Source organism: Streptomyces sp. NPDC041122 (assembly GCF_055592445.1).
In genome coordinates this window covers 238,101-255,597 of sequence record NZ_JBVIYQ010000006.1, presented here as the reverse complement: position 1 = coordinate 255,597, position 17,497 = coordinate 238,101, and the positions used below count along the sequence as shown (strand labels likewise).

Genomic DNA, 17,497 nt, shown 5'->3' with positions numbered 1-17,497 from the left:
CGCGCAGCGGGACGAGGGCCTCGGTGACCGACGGGGTCAGCCCTTGCGGGTCTTGACCTCTTCGGTGAGCGCGGGGACGACCTCGAAGAGGTCGCCGACCACGCCGTAGTCGACCAGGTCGAAGATCGGGGCCTCGGCGTCCTTGTTGATGGCCACGATGGTCTTCGAGGTCTGCATGCCCGCGCGGTGCTGGATCGCGCCGGAGATGCCGGAGGCGATGTACAGCTGCGGGGAGACCGACTTGCCGGTCTGGCCCACCTGGTTGGAGTGCGGGTACCAGCCGGCGTCGACCGCGGCGCGCGAGGCGCCGACGGCGGCACCGAGCGAGTCGGCGAGCGCCTCGATGATCGCGAAGTTCTCGGCGCCGTTGACGCCGCGGCCGCCGGAGACCACGATCGCGGCCTCGGTCAGCTCGGGGCGGCCCGTCGACTCGCGCGGGGTGCGCGAGACGACCTTGGTGCCGGTGGCCTTCTCGGAGAACGAGACGGTGAGGGCCTCGACGGTGCCCGCGGCCGGGGCGGCCTCCACGGCGGCCGAGTTCGGCTTGACCGTGATGACCGGGGTGCCCTTGGTGACCCGGGACTTGGTGGTGTACGAGGCGGCGAACGCGGACTGCGTGGCCACCGGGCCCTCGTCGCCGGCCTCGATGTCGACGGCGTCGGTGATGATGCCGGAGCCGATACGGACCGCGAGGCGGCCGGCGATCTCCTTGGCCTCGGCGGACGACGGGACGAGCACGGCGACCGGCGAGACGGCCTCGTACGCGGCCTGCAGCGCGTCCACCTTCGGTACGACGAGGTAGTCGGAGAACTCGGGGGCGTCGGCGGTGAGGACCTTGACCGCGCCGTGCTCGGCGAGCGTGGCGGCGGTGGCCTCGGCGCCGGTGCCGAGGGCGACGGCGACGGGCTCGCCGACGCGGCGGGCCAGGGTCAGCAGCTCCAGGGTGGGCTTGCGGACGGCGCCGTCCACGTGGTCGACGTAGACGAGAACTTCAGCCATGGGACTTCAATCTCCTGCGATTACGAAGAAGTTGGGGCGGTTGAGGGGGTGACTGAAGCTCAGATGAACTTCTGGCCCGCGAGGTACTCGGCCAGCTGCTTGCCGCCCTCGCCCTCGTCCTTGACGATCGTGCCGGCCGTGCGGGCCGGACGCTCGGCGGCGGAGTCGACCTTGGTCCAGGCGCCCTCGAGGCCGACCTCTCCGGCCTCCAGGTCCAGGTCGTCCAGGTCGAGCGACTCCACCGGCTTCTTCTTGGCGGCCATGATGCCCTTGAAGGACGGGTAGCGGGCCTCGCCCGACTGGTCCGTCACGGACACGACGGCCGGCAGGGAGGCCTCGAGCTGCTCGCTGGCGGCGTCGCCGTCACGGCGGCCCTTGACGGTGCCGTCCTCGACGGAGACCTCGGAGAGCAGCGTGACCTGCGGGACGCCCAGGCGCTCGGCGAGGATCGCCGGCAGCACGCCCATGGTGCCGTCGGTCGAGGCCATGCCGGTGATGACCAGGTCGTAGCCGGTCTTCTCGATGGCCTTGGCGAGCACCAGCGAGGTGCCCATCACGTCGGTGCCGTGCAGGTCGTCGTCCTCGACGTGGACGGCCTTGTCGGCGCCCATGGAGAGCGCCTTGCGCAGCGCGTCCTTGGCGTCCTCGGGGCCGACGGTCAGCACGGTGATCTCCGCGTCGTCCGCCTCGTCGGCGATCTGCAGCGCCTGCTCGACCGCGTACTCGTCGAGCTCCGAAAGGAGGCCGTCGACGTCGTCGCGGTCGACGGTCAGGTCATCGGCGAAGTGCCGGTCGCCGGTGGCGTCGGGCACGTACTTCACACAGACAACGATCCTCAAGCTCACGCCGGCTCTCCTACTGCATCGTCTTTACTGGGCTGCTGCCTTGGCTTATGGCTACTGCCTTCTTGCAGCAGCATAGGCGCCTGAAGCGGCGGATCCCGGTCGGGGCGGCCCGCGCTCCGACCGGAATATTACTCATGAGTACACCCAGTTCATTCCCGCTGAGCAAGCGCTTTGAACTGTGACGTTCCCAACGCTCCGTGAGCGGCCGACAGCCGCCCCCACCGGGAACTTTCAGTCGCGCAGCGCGTTGAAGCGGCCCTGGTGGTACAGGAGCGGGCGGCCCTCTCCCGCGCGCTCGCCGACGACTGCCTCGGCGAGGACGATGCGGTGATCGCCCGCGGGTACGCGCGCGACGATCCGGCAGACCAGCCAGGCGAGCGCGCCGTCCAGGACGGGCACTCCCTCCGGCCCCTCGCGCCACTGGGTGGCCGGGCCGAATCGGTCGGCGCCGCTGCGCGCGAACGTGGCCGCGAGGTCCTGCTGGTGTTCGGCGAGTATGTGCACGCCGACGTGCGTGGCCTCGGAGACCGCGGGCCAGCTGGAGGAGCCGGTGCCGATGCCGAAGGAGACCACCGGGGGCGCGGCGGATACCGAGGTGAGCGAGGTGGCGGTGAAGCCGACGGGGCGCGCGCCCTGGGCGGCGGTGATCACCGCGACACCCGCCGCGTGCTGCCGGAAGACCGAGCGCAGCAGGTCGGGGGTGGCGAGCTGGGGCGTGCCGAGGGCCGTCGATGCCGTCATGGAGTTGTCCTTCTGCCGGAGGTACGAGCGAAGACGTCGGTGCTCAGCGGCGCGGACAGCGCGCGCTGGCGTGGCGGGCGAGGTCCACGTGGACGCGCTCGTACAGAAGGAGGTCCCGAGGCATGACAGCAGGCTCCCGACAGATGCCACATGCAGTCAAGTCCTTTCCGGGAGATGAAAGATGCGTCACGCCTCCCGCCACCCCCGGTGACCTGCGCGTCGACCGGTCACACCGCCTCGCCGAGCGCGGCGATCACATCGGCCTTGCGGGGCTGCCCGGCGGCGCGGCGCACCTCGTGCCCTGCCGCGTCCAGGACGAGCACGGTGGGGGTCCGCGCCACGCGCAGTTCGCGGACGAGGTCGAGCCGGGCCTCGGCGTCGAACTCGACGTGGGTCACGCCGGGGACCAGTGCGGCCACGTCCGCGAGGACTCTGCGCGTCGCCCGGCAAGGCTGGCAGAAGGCGCTGGAGAACTGCACGAGCGTCGCCCGCTCCCCCAGCCGCTCGCCGATGTCGTCCGCGCCGAGCCGCCGCCCGCCGTCGCCTCCTGGCACGTCCTTGCCTCCTGCCCCGAGGGCCTGGTTCCCGATCGTTCCCCTGTACAGCACGGGTGGGCTCCACAACATTCCTACGTGACGAGAATCTCCCGGATCTGCGGCACCAAGGCTGGTCAGCCGTCCGTTCTTGGGGCACGATCTGCGCAACGCCGAAAAACCTACGGCTGCGTAACCTCCCGCCGGGAGCCCCCTCCCCAGGCAGAAATGAAGGGCCCTCCCCACCCATGGCAGAGCTTGTCTACCGTCCGGTCATCGGTGCCGCGAAAACCCTGTTCAAGGCATGGGACCTGAAGATCGACTGCAAGGGATCGGAGAACATCCCGCGCTCCGGCGGTGCGGTCCTCGTCAGCAACCACATCAGCTACCTCGACTTCATCTTCGACGGTCTCGCCGCCCTGCCGCAGAAGCGCCTGGTCCGCTTCATGGCGAAGGACTCGGTATTCCGGCACAAGATCTCCGGTCCGCTGATGCGCGGGATGAAGCACATCCCCGTCGACCGCAAGCAGGGCGAGGCGGCGTACGCGCACGCGCTCGACTCGCTGCGCTCCGGGGAGATCATCGGGGTCTTCCCCGAGGCGACGATCTCGCAGTCGTTCACCCTGAAGACCTTCAAGTCCGGCGCCGCGCGGCTGGCCCAGGAGGCCGGGGTGCCGCTCATCCCGATGGCCCTGTGGGGCACCCAGCGGCTGTGGACCAAGGGCCACCCGCGCAACTTCAAGCGCAGCCACCTGCCGATCACGATCCGGGTGGGCGAGCCGGTGGAGGCTCCGAAGGACCAGTACGCGGGGGCGATCACGCGGCGGCTGCGCGAGCGCTGCCAGGAGCTCCTCGAGGCCGCCCAGCGCGCCTACCCGGTGCGCCCCAAGGGCCCGGACGACACGTGGTGGATGCCGGCTCACCTCGGCGGGACCGCGCCGACCCCGGCCGAGGTGAAGGCCGCCGAGGCGACCTGACCGCCCCCGATGAGTGCCCCGGCACCCTGGTGACTACTCCGGCGCGCGAACGCTGACCCGGGCGCCGGGGCTGAACTTCGCCAGGAGCTCGGCGAGCTCGGCGCCCGCGGCCTCCAGTCCGGCGTCCGGCCCCATGCCCTCCAGCAGGAAGACCGCGTTCACCGACTCCTCGGTGAGAGCGGTGCGCGGGCCCTGGCGCCAGTTCCAGCGCCGGCAGGTGACGCCCTGGCCGTCGCACCACACGACCTCGCCCGCGCCGGGGTTCTCGACGACCCGCTCGCCCCCGGCGGTGGTCACGAACTCCTCGTCGCCGGTGGCGCGCACCAGCCGCATGCCGCCCTCGATCCGGTCCAGGTCCTCGCCGCCCACCGGGATCAGGTGGGCCACGCTGATGGCGTTGTAGAGGTCCACGAGGACGTTGATCCGCGGCAGTCCGCCGTCGGCGAGCGCCCGCTTGGCCAGCGCCTCGGCGGAGTTGCGGGTGCGCGAGGGCTTCGCGCCGAACGCGCTGTAGGCGGCGCGCCACGCGACCATGTGCGGGTCCTCGTGCGGGGCACGCCCGTCGAGCCGTACGGCGAGGCGGCGGGCCGCGTCGTCGAGGAGCGCCGAAGTGTCGTCGGTGCTGGGGCCGTTGACGAGCCCGTGGGCCTCGATGGCGACGTGGGTGAAGCCGGGCGCGAGGGCGCGCACCTCGTCGGAGACGGTGAGCGCGAGGGGTTCGGAGGACGGAAGGGTCATCGGATGCCTTGCTGCGTCGGGGCTGCTCAGAGCGCGTCGGGAAGGTTCTCCCACAGATGCGGCCGGTCCGGGGCGTCCTTCAGGGCGCGCAGGACCGCCGGATGCGGTGCAGCAAAGAGTACGGGATAGTCCATCTCACTGTCCTTGGCGTCGGGCACGAAGGCCAACCGCTCGCCGCTCAAGGAGAACTGGGCGTCGACGCCGGGCTTGCTGCCGCGGCAGTCCTGCCGGTGCCACGCGCCGTGGAAGCGCACGGCGACCAGGCCGTGCAGGCAGTGCCCGGTGCCCGCGTCGTGGGTCAGCCGCTGGTAGCAGAGCGCGGTGGGGATGTCCTCGGCCCGCAGGAGCGCGGCGAGGGCGTGCGCCTTGGCGTGACAGATTCCGGTGCGCCGCGCCAGGACGTCCGAGGCCCGCCAGGTGACGCGCGGATCACCGCTGTCCGCGGAGTGCGGGATGCCGTCGCGCACGAATTCATAGGCGGCCTGGGCGTATACGTATGAGTCAGCGGCGTGCTCCGCGAGACGGGCGGCGGTCTCGCGTACGAGCGGATGATGATGGTCGACGACCTCGTCGGCCGCCAAGTAGGCCGAGAGGTCGGGGTTGTTCTGGATCAGCTGCATGGCACGGGAGCATAGGAATACGGCCGACCGCACGTCAATGACTTTACGGTCGACCGTATATCTATGCAGCGGGTATGCGGCCCGCGCACAGCGGTTTCAGTGCGGCCGGGTCAGCGCGCCATCTCTTCCTTGAGCGCCGCGAGGAAGCCGTCGACGTCCTCCTCGCGGGTGTCGAACGCGCACATCCAGCGGACGTCGCCCGCCGCCTCGTCCCAGAAATAGAAGCGGTAGCGCTTCTGCAGGCGCTCGCTCACATCGTGCGGCAGCCGCGCGAAGACGGCGTTGGCCTGCACCGGGTAGAGGATCTCCACGCCGTGCACGGACCGGACGCCCTCCGCGAGGCGCTGTGCCATCTCGTTGGCGTGCCGGGCGTTGCGCAGCCACAGGTCCTTGCCGAGCAGGGCCTCCAACTGCACCGAGACGAAGCGCATCTTGGAGGCGAGCTGCATGGACATCTTGCGCAGGTGCTTCATGTGGCGGACGGCGTCCTGGTTGATGACCACCACCGCCTCACCGAACAGCGCGCCGTTCTTGGTGCCGCCGAGGGAGAGGATGTCGACGCCCACCGCGTTCGTGAACGTCCGCATGGGGACGTCGAGCGCGGCCGCGGCGTTGGCTATCCGGGAGCCGTCGAGGTGCACCTTCATGCCCAGTTGGTGGGCGTGGTCGCAGATCGCGCGGATCTCGTCGGGCGTGTAGAGCGTGCCCAGCTCGGTGTTCTGCGCGATCGAGACGACCTGCGGCATCGCGCGGTGCTCGTCGTCCCAGCCGAACGCCTGCTTGTCGATCAGCTCGGGGGTGAGCTTGCCGTCCGGCGTGGGCACGGTCAGCAGCTTGATGCCGGCCATGCGCTCGGGGGCGCCGCCCTCGTCCACGTTGATGTGCGCGGACTCGGCGCAGATGACCGCGCCCCAGCGGTCGGTGACCGCCTGGAGCGCCACCACGTTCGCACCCGTGCCGTTGAAGACCGGGAAGGCCTCGGCCGTGGGGCCGAAGTGGCCGCGGATCACCTGCTGGAGGTGGGCCGTGTAGTCGTCCTCGCCGTACGCGATCTGGTGGCCACCGTTGGCGAGCGCGAGCGCGGCCATCACCTCCGGGTGGGCGCCCGCGTAGTTGTCGCTTGCGAAGCCGCGGACGTCCGGGTCGTGATGGCGCCGGGCGTCGGTCTTCGGAGGGTTCACGGCTTCTCGGTCAGCCACAGGCGGTTTCCGTTCACTTCCCCGGCGGGCCGCTCCCAGACGCCGGCGATGGCCTCGGCCAGCTCCTTGACGTCCGTGAACCCCGCGAACTTCGCGTTGGGCCGCTCCGCGCGCATCGCGTCGTGCACCAGCGCCTTGACCACCAGGATCGCAGCCGCCGCCCGCGGCCCGTCCTCGCCCCCCGCCTTGCGGAAGGCGTCCGCGAGGGCGAGCGTCCAGGCCTCGGCAGCCGCCTTGGAGGCGGAGTACGCCGCGTTGCCCGCGGTCGGCTTGCTGGCACCCGCCGCGCTGATCAGCAGATAGCGGCCGCGGTCGCTGCGCCGCAGGCCTTCCTCGAAGGCGAGGGAGGTGTGCTGCACGGTGCGGATCAGGAGCTTTTCGAGCAGGTCCCAGTCGGCGAGGTCGGTCTCGGCGAAGTTCTTGCTGCCGCGCCAGCCGCCGACGAGGTGGACCAGGCCGTCGACCCGGCCGAACTCCTTCTCCGTGCGCGTGGCCCACTCGCGGGTCGCGTCCAGATCCAGCAGGTCCACCGTGTCACCGATCACGGTCGCGCCGCCGTGCGCGTACCGCGCGGCGTCCACCGCTTCGGCGAGGCGTCCGGCGTCGGCGTCCGAGGCCACGACGGTGGCGCCGGCCTCGGCCAGCCTGAGCAGTGTGGCCTGTCCCGCGGGCCCGGCCGCGCCGGCCACCGCGATCACGGCTCCATCGAGTGCGGACATGGTCCTCGCCTCCTCCTGGCGGCCGCTCACGCGGCGACCTTCTCGGCGTCCGAGGAAGCAGTGATCCCCTTCGTGGAGGCGATCACGTTCTTGAGCTTCTTGGAGAGCGCCTCATAGAACATGCTGAGCGGAAACTCGTCGGGAAGCACCTCGTCCACGAGCTTGCGCGGCGGGAGCGAGGTGTCCAGGGCGTCCGGGCCCTTGGCCCAGCGCGATCCGGGGTGCGGGGCGAGGTAGCGGGAGACCAGGTCGTACGCCGCGAACCAGTGGACCAGCTTCGGGCGGTCGATGCCGGCCCGGTAGAGGTCCTCGATCTCGCCGCACAGCTGGTTGGTGACCAGCGGGGCGCGCTCCCAGTCGATCCGGAGCTGGTTGTCGGTCCAGCGGACCACGTCGTGCTTGTGCAGGTAGGCGAAGAGGAGCTGGCCGCCGAGGCCGTCGTAGTTCTTGACGCGGTCGCCGGTGACCGGGAAGCGGAACATCCGGTCGAAGAGCACGGCGTACTGCACGTCGCGCGCCTGCGGGACGCCCTCGGCCTCCAGCTTCACGGCCTCCTTGAAGGCGGTGAGGTCGCAGCGCAGCTCTTCGAGGCCGTACATCCAGAACGGCTGGCGCTGCTTGATCATGAACGGGTCGAACGGCAGGTCGCCGTGGCTGTGGGTGCGGTCGTGGACCATGTCCCACAGGACGAACGCCTGCTGGCAGCGGTCCTGGTCGCCGACCATCTCGCGGATGTCGTCGGGCAGTTCGAGTCCGAGGAGGCCGACGGCGGCCTCGGTGACGCGGCGGAAGCGGGCCGCCTCGCGGTCGCAGAAGATGCCGCCCCAGGAGAAGCGCTCGGGGGCCTCGCGCACGGCGATGGTCTCGGGGAAGAGGACGGCCGAGTTCGTGTCGTACCCGGCGGTGAAGTCCTCGAAGGTGATGCCGCAGAAGAGCGGGTTGTCGTAGCGCGTGCGCTCCAGCTCGGCCAGCCAGTCGGGCCAGACCATGCGCAGCACGACCGCTTCGAGGTTGCGGTCGGGGTTGCCGTTCTGCGTGTACATCGGGAAGACGACGAGGTGCTGCAGGCCGTCCTCGCGGTGCGCCGCGGGCTGGAAGGCGAGCAGCGAGTCGAGGAAGTCCGGCACCTGGAAGCCGCCGTCGGCCCAGCGGCGCAGGTCCGCGACGAGGGCCCGGTGGTACGCGGTGTCGTGCGGGAGGAGCGGGGAGAGCTCCTCGACCGCGGATATCACGCGGTCCACGGTGAGTTCGGCGACGCCGCGCGCCGGGGCGCCGTCCGCGGCGAAGTCGATGGACCCGTCGGCCGACTGCCAGGGCCGGATGTCCTCCACGGCGTCCTTGAGCACCGGCCACGCCGGGTGGTCCACCACACGCCCTTCAGCGGAAGGAACCGCACCCTCCGTACCCGACTGCACAAGAATTTCCGTCATAACCCATCCTCCACGGGAGAACCTCGCGTCAGAACACCGTATGCGGGGGAGGTTCTCCGCGACAAGGGGGGTCCCGGGAAATCATCCTGTGCGACCCCCCACTCCACCGACGTTTTTCCTGTGGGTCGCCGTCGAGCCGATCGCTTCTGCCACATCCGCCAGCGCCCGCCCCGCGGCGGGCAGCCGTCCGGGGAAGCCGAGGAAGCCGTGGAACATGCCCGGACAGTGGGCCAGGGCGACCTTCACACCGGCTGCCCGCATCCGCTCCGCGTACGCCAGCCCTTCGTCGCGCAGCGGGTCGCAGCCGGCGGTGACGAGGTGGGCGGGCGGCAGACCCGTGAGGTCGGCGGCGCGCAGCGGGGAGGCGAGGGAGTGGGTGCCGTCACCGTCGGGCCCGAGGTACTGCCGCCAGAACCAGCGCAGGTGTGCGGCGGTCAGGAAGTAGCCGCGCGCGTTCTCGCGGTACGAGGCGGTGTTCTGGGCGGCGTCCAGGAGCGGGTAGAGCAGCACCTGCAGGGCGAGCGCGGGGCCGCCCGCGTCGCGTGCCCTGAGCGCCACGGCGGCGGCGAGCCCTCCCCCGCTGCTGTCTCCGGCGGTGACGAGGGCGGCTGGGTCGCCGCCGAGCGCGGCGCTGTGGCCGGCGGCCCAGCACAGCGCCGCGTACGCGTCGTCGACGGCCGCCGGGAAGCGGTGTTCGGGCGCGAGTCGGTACGCGACGGAGACGACCGCGGCGCCCGATCGCGCGGTCAGACGGCGGACCGTGGCGTCGTGGGAGTCGAGGCCGCAGAGCGTGTAGCCGCCGCCGTGGAAGAAGACGACGGTCGGGCGCGGTCCGGGGTGGCGCCGCGGGTCCGGGAGGTAGACGCGCACGGGGATCTCCGGCGCGCCCGGCGGTCCCGGGACGGTCCGGTCCCGGACCGGACCGACGGCGGGCGGCGCCTCGGCCCCGGCATGCGCGGCGGACGCGGCGGCCAGTAGCCGCCGTGCCTCGGCGGCGGTGGTGACGGCGCCGCCGAGGTCGGGGAAGCCGCTGCTCAGGGCGGAGACCAGGGGACGGGCGAGGGGGTCGAGGCGGTCCGGCGCGGAGGGCGGCCGATCCGGCTCGCAGGTGTGGCGCTCCGGGCCGCCCGCTTCGGACCGCATCAGGAGGCGGCCGCTTCCTGGGCGCGGAAGTACGGGATGACCTTCTCGCCCCACTGGCGCAGGGTCTCCAGGCAGGCCTCCTGCGGGACGGTGCCCATCTGCATGAGGCACATGATCTCGTCGGCGCCCGCGTCGCGCAGACGCTCCACGTGGGCGATGGCGTCGTCCGCGGTGCCGTAGGCGTGGTCGGCGTTGAACGTGGCGGTCGAGGTGGGCCGCACCGGGATGTCGTGCTCGTGCAGCCGCGCGACGACCTGCTCGGCGGCCCTGCGCATCTCGGCCGCCTCGTCACTGCCCTCGACGACCGCCTCGTCGGGGAGGCCCGCGCCGCCGTACCAGTGCCCGATGGACTGGGCGAAGAACCGCTGCCCCCGGATGCCGACGCGCCGCGCCGTCTCCCGGTCGTCAAGCACGATGGTCGGGCAGAGCACGGAGAAGTGGTCGTTGACCGCGCTCGATACGAGCCGCGCGCCGGTGCGGGCCGCGAGCGCGGTGTCATACGCCCGGCGCATGTCGGCGATCGACTCGGGGCCCGCGAACCCCATGACCAGGGCGCCGACGCCGAGTTCCGCGGCCTGCCGAAGCGTCTCGGTGCGGCTGCACGCGAGGAAGAGCGGGGGGTGCGGGGTCTGCGCGGGGCGCGGGAGGATCGGGTGCGGGTCGATGTCGAGGAGCGCGCCGTGGTGCTCCAGCTCCTCCTTCTCCCAGGCCTTGCCGATGATCCGCAGCGCCTCCTCGACCTCCTGCGTCGTACGGTCCCTGTCGACCCCGCACAGCGACGTCTCCTGCGCGGTGCCGCCCCGGCCCGCGCCCAGGTCGAGCCGTCCGCCGGAGAGCAGGTCCAGCATCGCGGCGCGCTCGGCGACCCGCACCGGGTGGTTGAAGTGGAACGGCATGCAGACCACGCCGTGGCCGATCCTGATGGTGCTGGTGCGCGCGGCGACCCAGGTGAGGAAGATCTCCGGCGCGCTCATGTGCGCGTACCACTTGAGCGCGTGGTGCTCCACCGCCCATATGCGGTCGAATCCCATGGCCTCGGCGAGGACGGCCTGTTCGACGCAGTCGTGGATGACCTGGTGCTCGCGTTCGACGGTGGGGTCGGCGAGCTGTGCCTCGAAGATGACGGAGAACTTCATGTGCCCTCCAGGGTGTGGTGGCCTCGGTGCCCGTACGGCACGGCCTTTGTTTCGATCAGCGATATGACTAGTCGTCATATCGTCAACTTGCAAGGGATCCCGCAGGGGCAATTCCCGGGCCCTCGCGCCCGCCTGGAATGGGCTCTGCCCGTGACCGGTTCGTGGGGCGGGGCATGACATCGGGAACCGGTCGCGTTACGGTCGCGGAAGCGTGAAGGAGCAGGCCCCTCCTGCGGACGGAGCTGGGCATGGCCGATGCCGGTGCGCGACCGCTGCCCTCACGGAACGACGAGAAGGCCGGAGCAGGGTGCAGCCATGGAAGACCATTCGACCGTTCCGTCTGCGTCCTCGCCGGACGGCCCGCTCTCGTCTCTTCCGCTGCCCGGCCCCCGGGACGAGGCGGATGTACTGAAGGCCACGGCGGAGCAGCTGCGTGACCAGGTGACCGAGCTGCAGGTCCAGTCGCGTGCGCGCGCGAGGGTCGCGCTGGCCGAAGGCATCCTGGTCGAGCGCTACCGCCTGGCCGACCCGCAGGCGGCGTTCGCGCTGCTGCGTCAGGCGTCCCAGCGGGCCAACATCAAGCTGCACCAGCTCGCCGCCGCGGTCGCCCGCACGCCGGGTCCGCCACCGGGTGTGGAGACCTGGATCGTCAGACGGGCCCAGCTCCCGACCCCCGACCTGGCCGTGCTCGGCGCGGGTCCACTCGATACGACGAACCAGGGTGAGGTCCTCGGCGCCGCGCTGCGCCGCGTGCTCGCCGTCACCGACACGGACATGGGCAACGTGCAGCTGGTCGAGGACGACATCCTGCGCATGGCGAAGCACGCGGGTCTCCCCCGGCAGTTCACCGACTACTTCGCGTTCGTCGACGGGAACACCTCGTGCGCCCGGGCGGCCGCCGCCAGCCATCAGGTCACCGTCAAAGAGGTGGCCTCATCGGCCGGTTTCGACGACGACACCCGCCGGGTCATCCTTTCCTCGGGCAGCCGCGCCTGCCACAGCGTTCCCCTCGTCGACGACCAGAACACGGTCCGCGGCGTGATCTCCTCCCACCACGCCCGCCCCCTCGCCGGCTTCTCCCAGGCCCAGCTGAGGGCGCTGGACAGCACCAGTCGCACTCTCGGCACCTGGATCAGGTGGCACCGGCAGACCGTGCTCGTCGACGCGCTGCAGGACCTGCACCGGCTCGCGCTCGCGTCCCGCGCGTAGCGGCCGACGGACGCACCGGACCCACTGGGCGACCGAGTGCCCCGAGTGCACCGGGCTCCCCTGGCTCATCCGGCTGCCACGAACGCACCTCCCCCGGCGAACACCCGCTCCGCGAAGCGCTCGCCCATGCGCCGGTGCGCGGCCGCGTTCGGGTGGAGCTGGTCGGGCAGCGGCAGTTCGTCGAAGTCCGCGGCGCCGTAGAGCTCGCGGCCGTCGAGGTAGTGCAGGTTCGGGTCGTCGGCCGAGCGCTGTTCGACGATCCGGGCCAGCTCGTCGCGGATCACGTTGAGCGTGAGCTTTCCGCTCGCCCGCTCCGCCGGGTCGCCCATGGCCTTGAACGTGAGCCTGCCCTCGCCGAAGTCGCTGAAGTCGGGCGCGCTCGGGCCCGGGGTGTCCTCGTGCATCGGGCACAGGATGGGCGAGACCACCAGGAGCGGGGTGTCGGGGTGCCCCTCGCGGATGGTGTCGAGGAAGCCGTGCATCGCCGGGGCGAAGGCGCGCAGCCGCATCACGTCGGCGTTGACCACGTTGATGCCCATCTTGACGCTGATCAGGTCGGCCGGGGTGTCCCGTAGCGTGCGCGCGGTGAACGGGTCGAGCAGGGCGCTGCCGGCCAGACCCAGGTTGATCAGCTCCACCCCGCCCAGCGAGGCGGCGAGCGCGGGCCAGATGGAGGTGGGGCTCGCCGCGTCGGAGCCGTGACTGATCGAACTGCCGTGGTGCAGCCAGGTCTTGCGGCCCGGGTCCCGGGCCGGCTCGACGGGGGCGTCGGTGCGCAGGGCGATGAGTTCGGTGGTCTCGTTGTGCGGCAGCCAGATCTCGACGTCCTTCACGCCCTGCGGCAGCTCGTCGAAGCGGAGGGTGCAGGGCTGCCCCTCGGTGCGCTCGGTGGTGCCCGTGGTCAGGTCGATGGTCAGGACGTGGCCGCCGGTCGCGCTCCGCTGTCCGGCCGGGCGTCCGTCGACGAGCAGGTCGTAGCGGCCGTCGGGGCGCGGCGGGGCACCCGTGTAGGAACGCTTCGTGGGCAGTGTGTCGAGCTCGACGGTGGTGGCGCCCGTGCGGAACACCAGGCGTACGCCCGAGGGCTGGGACTCGGCCATGGCCAGCTGCCCGTCGGTGTTCTGCGCGCGGGCCCATGCGGGCAGCCGGTGCGGCAGCACGCCGTGCTCGGTGCGCTCGACGTCGAGGGCACCGCGCAGGAGGTCGGCGGTGACGGGTGTGGTGGTCCATCGCTGATCGGTGTTCGCGGTGTTCGCGGTGCTCATTGCGGAGTCCATTGCCTCAACCTGTTGATCAATGTGAAGGGGTACGGCGCCGGGCACGTCCCGGCCCGAGGCGGCCGGTCACGGGGCGGAAGGGTGCTCGGCGGAGGGGGCGGGCCAGTTGCGGAGCAGGGCGTCGAGCGCGTCGATGACGCGGGTCCAGGTCTCTTGCGAGTCGGGGGCGCTGTGGCTGAACCCGCCGCCCAGTTCCAGGCTCACGTAGCCGTGGAAGACGCTGCCGAGCAGGCGGACCGCGTGCGTCTGGTCCGGTTCCGCCAGGTCGTACCCGCGCAGGATCGCCCGGGTCATCTCCACGTGTCTGCCGCCCGCACTGGCCGCGGCCGCCTCCGGGGTGAGCCGCAGCTGCGCCGCGGCGTACCGGCCGGGATGCTGCCCGGCGTAGTCACGGTAGACGTTGGCCAGCGCGGCCAGGGCGTCCTTGCCGGCCCGCCCGGCCAGCGCCTGGCCTCCCCGGTCGGCGAGCTCGGCCAGGGCGAGCAGGGCGATGCCGGTCTTGAGGTCCTGGGAGTTCTTGACGTGCGAGTAGAGGCTCGCGACCTTGACGTCGAAGCGGCGGGCGAGCGCCGACACGGTCACCTGGTCGAACCCGACCTCGTCGGCCAGCTCCGCCCCGGCCCGGACCAGTCGCTCCGTGGTCAGTCCTACGCGCGCCATGGGAACCCCCTCACTCGTTCGGCATAAACGAGTATGCATTTACCTAAAGGTTTTAGGCAAGAGGAATCCTGGTTTAGCTTGGCGGCTCGTACGGCTCCCCCTGCTCCGCTCAGCCCGATCCGCCCCCGGAACCGTGCCCGATCCGCTCCAGGAGCGAGCCCGCGAGTTCGTCGCCGCGCTCGTCGAGCAGGGCGCGTTCGCGGCGGCCGGCACCGGTCAGCCGGACGGTCCGGACCCGGCGGTCCCCGGGGCGCGGTGCGGTTGAACCGCCGCCACCTGCTCGACCTGCCCCTGCACCCGCCCCGCACGTGAACCCCTTCTCCGACTCCGGTAGGAGAAGGGGTTCCGGGGCAGGCGCACGGTCCCGTGGGCCGTCAGGGCACGGTGATGTGGCCGGGGGCGGGCAGGCGCGGGGCCGTGGCGGGTTCGTGGATGTCCGCGAGGGCCATGAAGAGCAGCGCCACGGCCAGGGCGCCGGGGTCCGGAACGCCGAGTGCGTGGTCACCGACATAACTGGCGCGTCCGCGCCGGGGACGCAGGGACGCGGTGGCCAGGGCGCCGCGGATGGCGGCCTGGGCCGCCTCGGTGAGCGGGGCCTCGGTCTCCGCGTCCCGCGACGCGGCCAGCGACTCGGCGGCGGGCGCGAGGGCGTCGACGAGTGTGGAGTCCCCCGGGACCGCGCCGCCCACCCGGTGGATGGCGGCGTGGCCCGCCGCGGCGGCATCCGCGAGCGCGGCGACCGACGGGGTCCCGCCCTCGGCGGGCGAGGCGGCGGCCAGGTGCTGGAAGAGGAGCCCGAAGAGCGGGCCGCTGGTGCCGCCTACGTCGTTGAGGAACGCCTCGGCGAGGGCGGCCGTACCGTCGACTCCCGTCTCGTCGGCCAGCTTCACCGCGCGCCGGACGCCGCCCGCGAGGTTGTCGCCGAAGTCGCCGTCCCCGATGAGCTGGTCGAGCTTGGTGAGGTTGTCGCGGACCTGCGTGACGGTGAGCGCGTACCGGTCGAGCAGGGCACGGTCGCCGCCCTGGCCGCCCGTACGGGGCGTGGGTTCCGGCAAGTTCGTGGCCGTCGTCGGCGTGGCCGTCGTCGGCGCGTCCGCCCCGGTCCGGCCCGGGGTGCGGGAGGGGCGCGGCAGGACGAGCGGGGTGCGGGTCGGGGTCGTCCACAGCTCCGCCCATCCCTCTTCGAGGCGGGTGAGGGTGAGGGAGAAGCCGGCCATGTCCAGGGCCGCGGTGAAGGTGCCGGGGACGACCAGGACCGGCCGGAGGCCGCGGGCGGTGAGCTCGTCGGCGAGCAGGACGGCGATGGCGTTGAGCTCCAGCTCGGTGGTGGCGCCGAGGCCGTTGACGAGGGCGAGCACCTCGTCGGGGCCTTCCGGCAGCGCGTCCAGGAGATCGTCGGTCATGCGCCTGACGAGGTCGCCGGTGGCGGGCCGGGCGATGGTGCGGATGCCGCGCTCCCCGTGGATGCCGACGCCGTAGTCGAGGGTGTCCTGGTCGAGCGCGAAGGCGGGGGCCAGGGTGGTGGGCGAGGTCTGGGCGCGGGCGGCGACCGCGATGCTGCGGGACCGCTCGACGACGCGCCGGCCAAGGTCGGCGAGCTCCTCCAGGCCCGCGCCCCGGTCGGCGGCGGCGCCGAGGAGCTTCTCGACGACGACGGTGGCGGCGGTGCCCCGGCGCCCGGTGGCGCTGTCCGCGCTGTCGGTGGCCAGGTCGTCCTCGACCAGGACCGTGGCGACCGGGATGCCGTCGTGGCGCAGCCGCTCCGCCGCGATCTGGAAGTTGATGACGTCGCCGGTGTAGTTCTTCACGATGTGCAGGACGCCGTCGCGCTTGGCGGCCGCGGCGCTCGCCTCGTAGATCTGCCGGTTGTGCGGGGAGGCGAAGATCTCGCCGGGACAGACCGCGTCCAGACCACCGCGCCCCAGGAGCCCGGTGTGCAGCGGCTCGTGCCCGGAGCCGCCGCCCGAGACGAGGGCGACCGTGCGGGCGGGGTCGGCGTCGCGGGCCCGCAGGTAGAGGGGGCTGCTGTTCACCTCGATCAGTCCGGCGTGCGCCTGGGCCAGCCCTCGGGCGGCGGTCAGCACGGCGTCGTTCTCCGGCAGGAAGTGGCTCATCGGGATCTCCGGGTGTGCGGTGGACGAGGTGGTGGTTGTGGCGGTCGAGGAGGCTGCTTTTACGGCTTTCACGGGGTCTACGGCTTTCCCGCGCTTTACGGGGGCGGTGTCCGGCACACGGGAGTTCCGACCCCGTCGGCCAGGCCGGGTGACGGTGGGCCCGGCGCTCACCATGGCCGCCCGCCCCGGCCGAAGGTCGGCACCCCGCCGTACCGGCACTCCCGCGTTCCGGCGCGCCGCCCCGTGTGCGAGGCTGACACCGTGCCCCGGCCCGGGCGGTGATCCGCGAAGGGCGCGCGGGCCCTTCGTACGACAGCCCCTTCTTTGCGAGGTCTTTACAGTTGCCGGACGCGCGACGCGAGGATCTGGGACGGATGCTGCGCTCCTGGCGGATGGCGCGGGACCCGGGGGCGCTGCCCGGCCCCGTACCGTTCCGCGGCCACCGCAGCTATCTCACCCAGCTCGACATGGCGCTGCTCCTCGGCGTCTCCGAACGCTGGTACCGCGCCCTGGAGCGGGGTGAGGACCGCGGGTACGCGCGCGAGATGATCGCCGGCATCGCCCGCATCCTGGACCTCACCCCGCGTCAGACGGCGACGCTCCACCGCGGCACCGGCCACGAGCCGCCGGGCCGACGGACCGAGGCGGCCCGGCCCGACGCCGCGATGCTGGATCTGCTGCACGGGCTGCGCCGGGTGAGCTGGATCTGCGACCGGGCCTGGGACGTGCTCGCCGTCAACGCCGTGGCGGCGCGCCACTGCCCGTGGCTGGCGCGCGCGGACGCGAACGTCATGACCTGGGCGTTCTCCCCGGAGGCCCGGTATCAGCTGCGCGACTGGGAGACGCGGTGGGCGATCCCGCTCCTCGCCCGGCTGCGCCTCACGTGGCAGCGCGGGCCGGACGACGAGCGGCTCGACGAGGTGGTGCGGACGGTGCGGCGCGCGCCGGGCGTCGCCGAGCTCTGGGACCGCACGGCCGACGACCCCGGCATCGCGGACGACGGCCCGCACCCCATGTACTTCCCGCTGGTCGCGCCCGACCCGGTCGACGTGCGCGTCACGGCGTACGGCCGCTACGGGGACGCGGCACTGCGCTGGCTGGTCCTGACCCCGGTGGACCCGGACATCACGTTTCCCTGAGCCGGAGCGGGGTCACCG

18 protein-coding genes and 1 pseudogene are annotated in these 17,497 nt (G+C 72.2%); 4 read left to right on the top strand and 15 right to left on the bottom strand.

What is annotated here, in order from left to right; all coding sequences use genetic code 11:
* Positions 1 to 36 precede the first annotated feature (36 nt).
* The 4 genes from ACZ6B8_RS22690 to ACZ6B8_RS22675 all read right to left on the bottom strand — a co-directional run bounded on the left by ACZ6B8_RS22690 (position 37) and on the right by ACZ6B8_RS22675 (position 3,139).
* The gene (locus ACZ6B8_RS22690; RefSeq protein ID WP_471081989.1) at positions 37 to 999 is read right to left on the bottom strand and encodes an electron transfer flavoprotein subunit alpha/FixB family protein; all 963 of its coding nucleotides are present in this window, start codon (positions 997 to 999) and stop codon (positions 37 to 39) included.
* A 59-nt stretch (positions 1,000 to 1,058) separates the two neighbouring features.
* Positions 1,059 to 1,844, bottom strand: a complete 786-nt coding sequence (locus ACZ6B8_RS22685) for an electron transfer flavoprotein subunit beta/FixA family protein (protein ID WP_471081992.1) — start codon at positions 1,842 to 1,844, stop codon at positions 1,059 to 1,061.
* A gap of 231 nt (positions 1,845 to 2,075) precedes the next feature.
* Entirely contained in the window at positions 2,076 to 2,585 is a 510-nt protein-coding gene (locus ACZ6B8_RS22680) for a flavin reductase family protein (RefSeq protein WP_471081995.1), read from the bottom strand.
* 227 nt (positions 2,586 to 2,812) lie between these two features.
* The gene (locus ACZ6B8_RS22675) at positions 2,813 to 3,139 is read right to left on the bottom strand and encodes a thioredoxin family protein (RefSeq protein ID WP_471608333.1); all 327 of its coding nucleotides are present in this window, start codon (positions 3,137 to 3,139) and stop codon (positions 2,813 to 2,815) included.
* Between the two features lie 227 nt (positions 3,140 to 3,366).
* On the opposite strand from ACZ6B8_RS22675, the gene ACZ6B8_RS22670 reads away from it, so the two are divergent.
* Positions 3,367 to 4,095 carry a lysophospholipid acyltransferase family protein gene (locus ACZ6B8_RS22670; protein WP_471082001.1) on the top strand — a complete coding sequence of 243 codons (729 nt, stop codon included), beginning with the start codon at positions 3,367 to 3,369 and terminating at the stop codon, positions 4,093 to 4,095.
* A 33-nt stretch (positions 4,096 to 4,128) separates the two neighbouring features.
* Here the strand turns inward: ACZ6B8_RS22670 and ACZ6B8_RS22665 are convergent, their stop codons facing one another.
* The 7 genes from ACZ6B8_RS22665 to ACZ6B8_RS22635 form a co-directional block, all read right to left on the bottom strand.
* Positions 4,129 to 4,833, bottom strand: a complete 705-nt coding sequence (locus ACZ6B8_RS22665; RefSeq protein ID WP_471082004.1) for a B3/B4 domain-containing protein — start codon at positions 4,831 to 4,833, stop codon at positions 4,129 to 4,131.
* Between the two features lie 26 nt (positions 4,834 to 4,859).
* A complete protein-coding gene (locus ACZ6B8_RS22660) occupies positions 4,860 to 5,453 on the bottom strand; it encodes a transglutaminase domain-containing protein (protein WP_471608332.1) in 594 nt (197 codons plus the stop codon).
* Positions 5,454 to 5,563: 110 nt separating this feature from the next.
* Positions 5,564 to 6,634 (bottom strand): threonine aldolase family protein, encoded by a 1,071-nt coding sequence (locus tag ACZ6B8_RS22655; protein ID WP_423598476.1) that lies wholly within the window; start codon positions 6,632 to 6,634, stop codon positions 5,564 to 5,566.
* The gene (locus ACZ6B8_RS22650; RefSeq protein ID WP_471082009.1) at positions 6,631 to 7,371 is read right to left on the bottom strand and encodes an SDR family NAD(P)-dependent oxidoreductase; all 741 of its coding nucleotides are present in this window, start codon (positions 7,369 to 7,371) and stop codon (positions 6,631 to 6,633) included. The genes ACZ6B8_RS22655 and ACZ6B8_RS22650 overlap by 4 nt, the downstream gene beginning before the upstream one ends.
* A 26-nt stretch (positions 7,372 to 7,397) precedes the next feature.
* A complete protein-coding gene (locus tag ACZ6B8_RS22645) occupies positions 7,398 to 8,801 on the bottom strand; it encodes a DUF6421 family protein (protein WP_471082011.1) in 1,404 nt (467 codons plus the stop codon).
* 81 nt (positions 8,802 to 8,882) lie between these two features.
* Complete coding sequence (locus ACZ6B8_RS22640) at positions 8,883 to 9,944, bottom strand: alpha/beta hydrolase (RefSeq protein WP_471608331.1); 1,062 nt, start codon at positions 9,942 to 9,944, stop codon at positions 8,883 to 8,885.
* Positions 9,944 to 11,080, bottom strand: coding sequence for an LLM class flavin-dependent oxidoreductase (locus ACZ6B8_RS22635; RefSeq protein WP_471608330.1), 1,137 nt, complete (start codon positions 11,078 to 11,080; stop codon positions 9,944 to 9,946). Before ACZ6B8_RS22635 ends, ACZ6B8_RS22640 begins: the two co-directional genes overlap by 1 nt.
* 315 nt (positions 11,081 to 11,395) lie before the next feature.
* Between ACZ6B8_RS22635 and ACZ6B8_RS22630 the strand changes: the two genes are divergently transcribed.
* Positions 11,396 to 12,289 carry an ANTAR domain-containing protein gene (locus ACZ6B8_RS22630; RefSeq protein WP_471608329.1) on the top strand — a complete coding sequence of 298 codons (894 nt, stop codon included), beginning with the start codon at positions 11,396 to 11,398 and terminating at the stop codon, positions 12,287 to 12,289.
* A gap of 65 nt (positions 12,290 to 12,354) precedes the next feature.
* Here ACZ6B8_RS22630 and ACZ6B8_RS22625 read toward each other — a convergent pair whose 3' ends face one another.
* Together ACZ6B8_RS22625 and ACZ6B8_RS22620 are read right to left on the bottom strand one after the other, a co-directional pair.
* Positions 12,355 to 13,554, bottom strand: coding sequence for a GDSL-type esterase/lipase family protein (locus tag ACZ6B8_RS22625; protein WP_471608328.1), 1,200 nt, complete (start codon positions 13,552 to 13,554; stop codon positions 12,355 to 12,357).
* A 78-nt stretch (positions 13,555 to 13,632) separates the two neighbouring features.
* Positions 13,633 to 14,226, bottom strand: a complete 594-nt coding sequence (locus ACZ6B8_RS22620) for a TetR/AcrR family transcriptional regulator (RefSeq protein ID WP_471608327.1) — start codon at positions 14,224 to 14,226, stop codon at positions 13,633 to 13,635.
* 133 nt (positions 14,227 to 14,359) lie between these two features.
* Between ACZ6B8_RS22620 and ACZ6B8_RS22615 the strand changes: the two genes are divergently transcribed.
* Positions 14,360 to 14,491 carry a hypothetical protein gene (locus ACZ6B8_RS22615; RefSeq protein WP_471608326.1) on the top strand — a complete coding sequence of 44 codons (132 nt, stop codon included), beginning with the start codon at positions 14,360 to 14,362 and terminating at the stop codon, positions 14,489 to 14,491.
* Positions 14,492 to 14,600: 109 nt separating this feature from the next.
* On the opposite strand, the gene ACZ6B8_RS22610 is transcribed toward ACZ6B8_RS22615, so the two are convergent.
* Together ACZ6B8_RS22610 and ACZ6B8_RS22605 are read right to left on the bottom strand one after the other, a co-directional pair.
* Positions 14,601 to 15,281, bottom strand: a complete 681-nt coding sequence (locus tag ACZ6B8_RS22610) for a DAK2 domain-containing protein (RefSeq protein WP_471608600.1) — start codon at positions 15,279 to 15,281, stop codon at positions 14,601 to 14,603.
* Between the two features lie 87 nt (positions 15,282 to 15,368).
* Positions 15,369 to 16,340: pseudogene (locus ACZ6B8_RS22605) on the bottom strand (dihydroxyacetone kinase subunit DhaK); the annotation flags it as partial.
* Between the two features lie 341 nt (positions 16,341 to 16,681).
* Between ACZ6B8_RS22605 and ACZ6B8_RS22600 the strand changes: the two are divergent.
* Complete coding sequence (locus ACZ6B8_RS22600) at positions 16,682 to 17,479, top strand: helix-turn-helix domain-containing protein (protein WP_471608325.1); 798 nt, start codon at positions 16,682 to 16,684, stop codon at positions 17,477 to 17,479.
* The last annotated feature ends 18 nt before the right edge of the window (positions 17,480 to 17,497 follow it).

What these genes read in the sequence shown, in the direction of transcription:
- ACZ6B8_RS22690 (WP_471081989.1), bottom strand. Translation starts at nt 999, where the DNA reads ATGGCTGAAGTTCTCGTCTACGTCGACCACGTGGACGGCGCCGTCCGC.
- ACZ6B8_RS22680 (WP_471081995.1), bottom strand. Translation starts at nt 2,585, where the DNA reads ATGACGGCATCGACGGCCCTCGGCACGCCCCAGCTCGCCACCCCCGAC.
- ACZ6B8_RS22670 (WP_471082001.1), top strand. Translation starts at nt 3,367, where the DNA reads ATGGCAGAGCTTGTCTACCGTCCGGTCATCGGTGCCGCGAAAACCCTG.
- ACZ6B8_RS22665 (WP_471082004.1), bottom strand. Translation starts at nt 4,833, where the DNA reads ATGACCCTTCCGTCCTCCGAACCCCTCGCGCTCACCGTCTCCGACGAG.
- ACZ6B8_RS22660 (WP_471608332.1), bottom strand. Translation starts at nt 5,453, where the DNA reads ATGCAGCTGATCCAGAACAACCCCGACCTCTCGGCCTACTTGGCGGCC.
- ACZ6B8_RS22650 (WP_471082009.1), bottom strand. Translation starts at nt 7,371, where the DNA reads ATGTCCGCACTCGATGGAGCCGTGATCGCGGTGGCCGGCGCGGCCGGG.
- ACZ6B8_RS22645 (WP_471082011.1), bottom strand. Translation starts at nt 8,801, where the DNA reads ATGACGGAAATTCTTGTGCAGTCGGGTACGGAGGGTGCGGTTCCTTCC.
- ACZ6B8_RS22640 (WP_471608331.1), bottom strand. Translation starts at nt 9,944, where the DNA reads ATGCGGTCCGAAGCGGGCGGCCCGGAGCGCCACACCTGCGAGCCGGAT.
- ACZ6B8_RS22635 (WP_471608330.1), bottom strand. Translation starts at nt 11,080, where the DNA reads ATGAAGTTCTCCGTCATCTTCGAGGCACAGCTCGCCGACCCCACCGTC.
- ACZ6B8_RS22630 (WP_471608329.1), top strand. Translation starts at nt 11,396, where the DNA reads ATGGAAGACCATTCGACCGTTCCGTCTGCGTCCTCGCCGGACGGCCCG.
- ACZ6B8_RS22625 (WP_471608328.1), bottom strand. Translation starts at nt 13,554, where the DNA reads ATGAGCACCGCGAACACCGCGAACACCGATCAGCGATGGACCACCACA.
- ACZ6B8_RS22620 (WP_471608327.1), bottom strand. Translation starts at nt 14,226, where the DNA reads ATGGCGCGCGTAGGACTGACCACGGAGCGACTGGTCCGGGCCGGGGCG.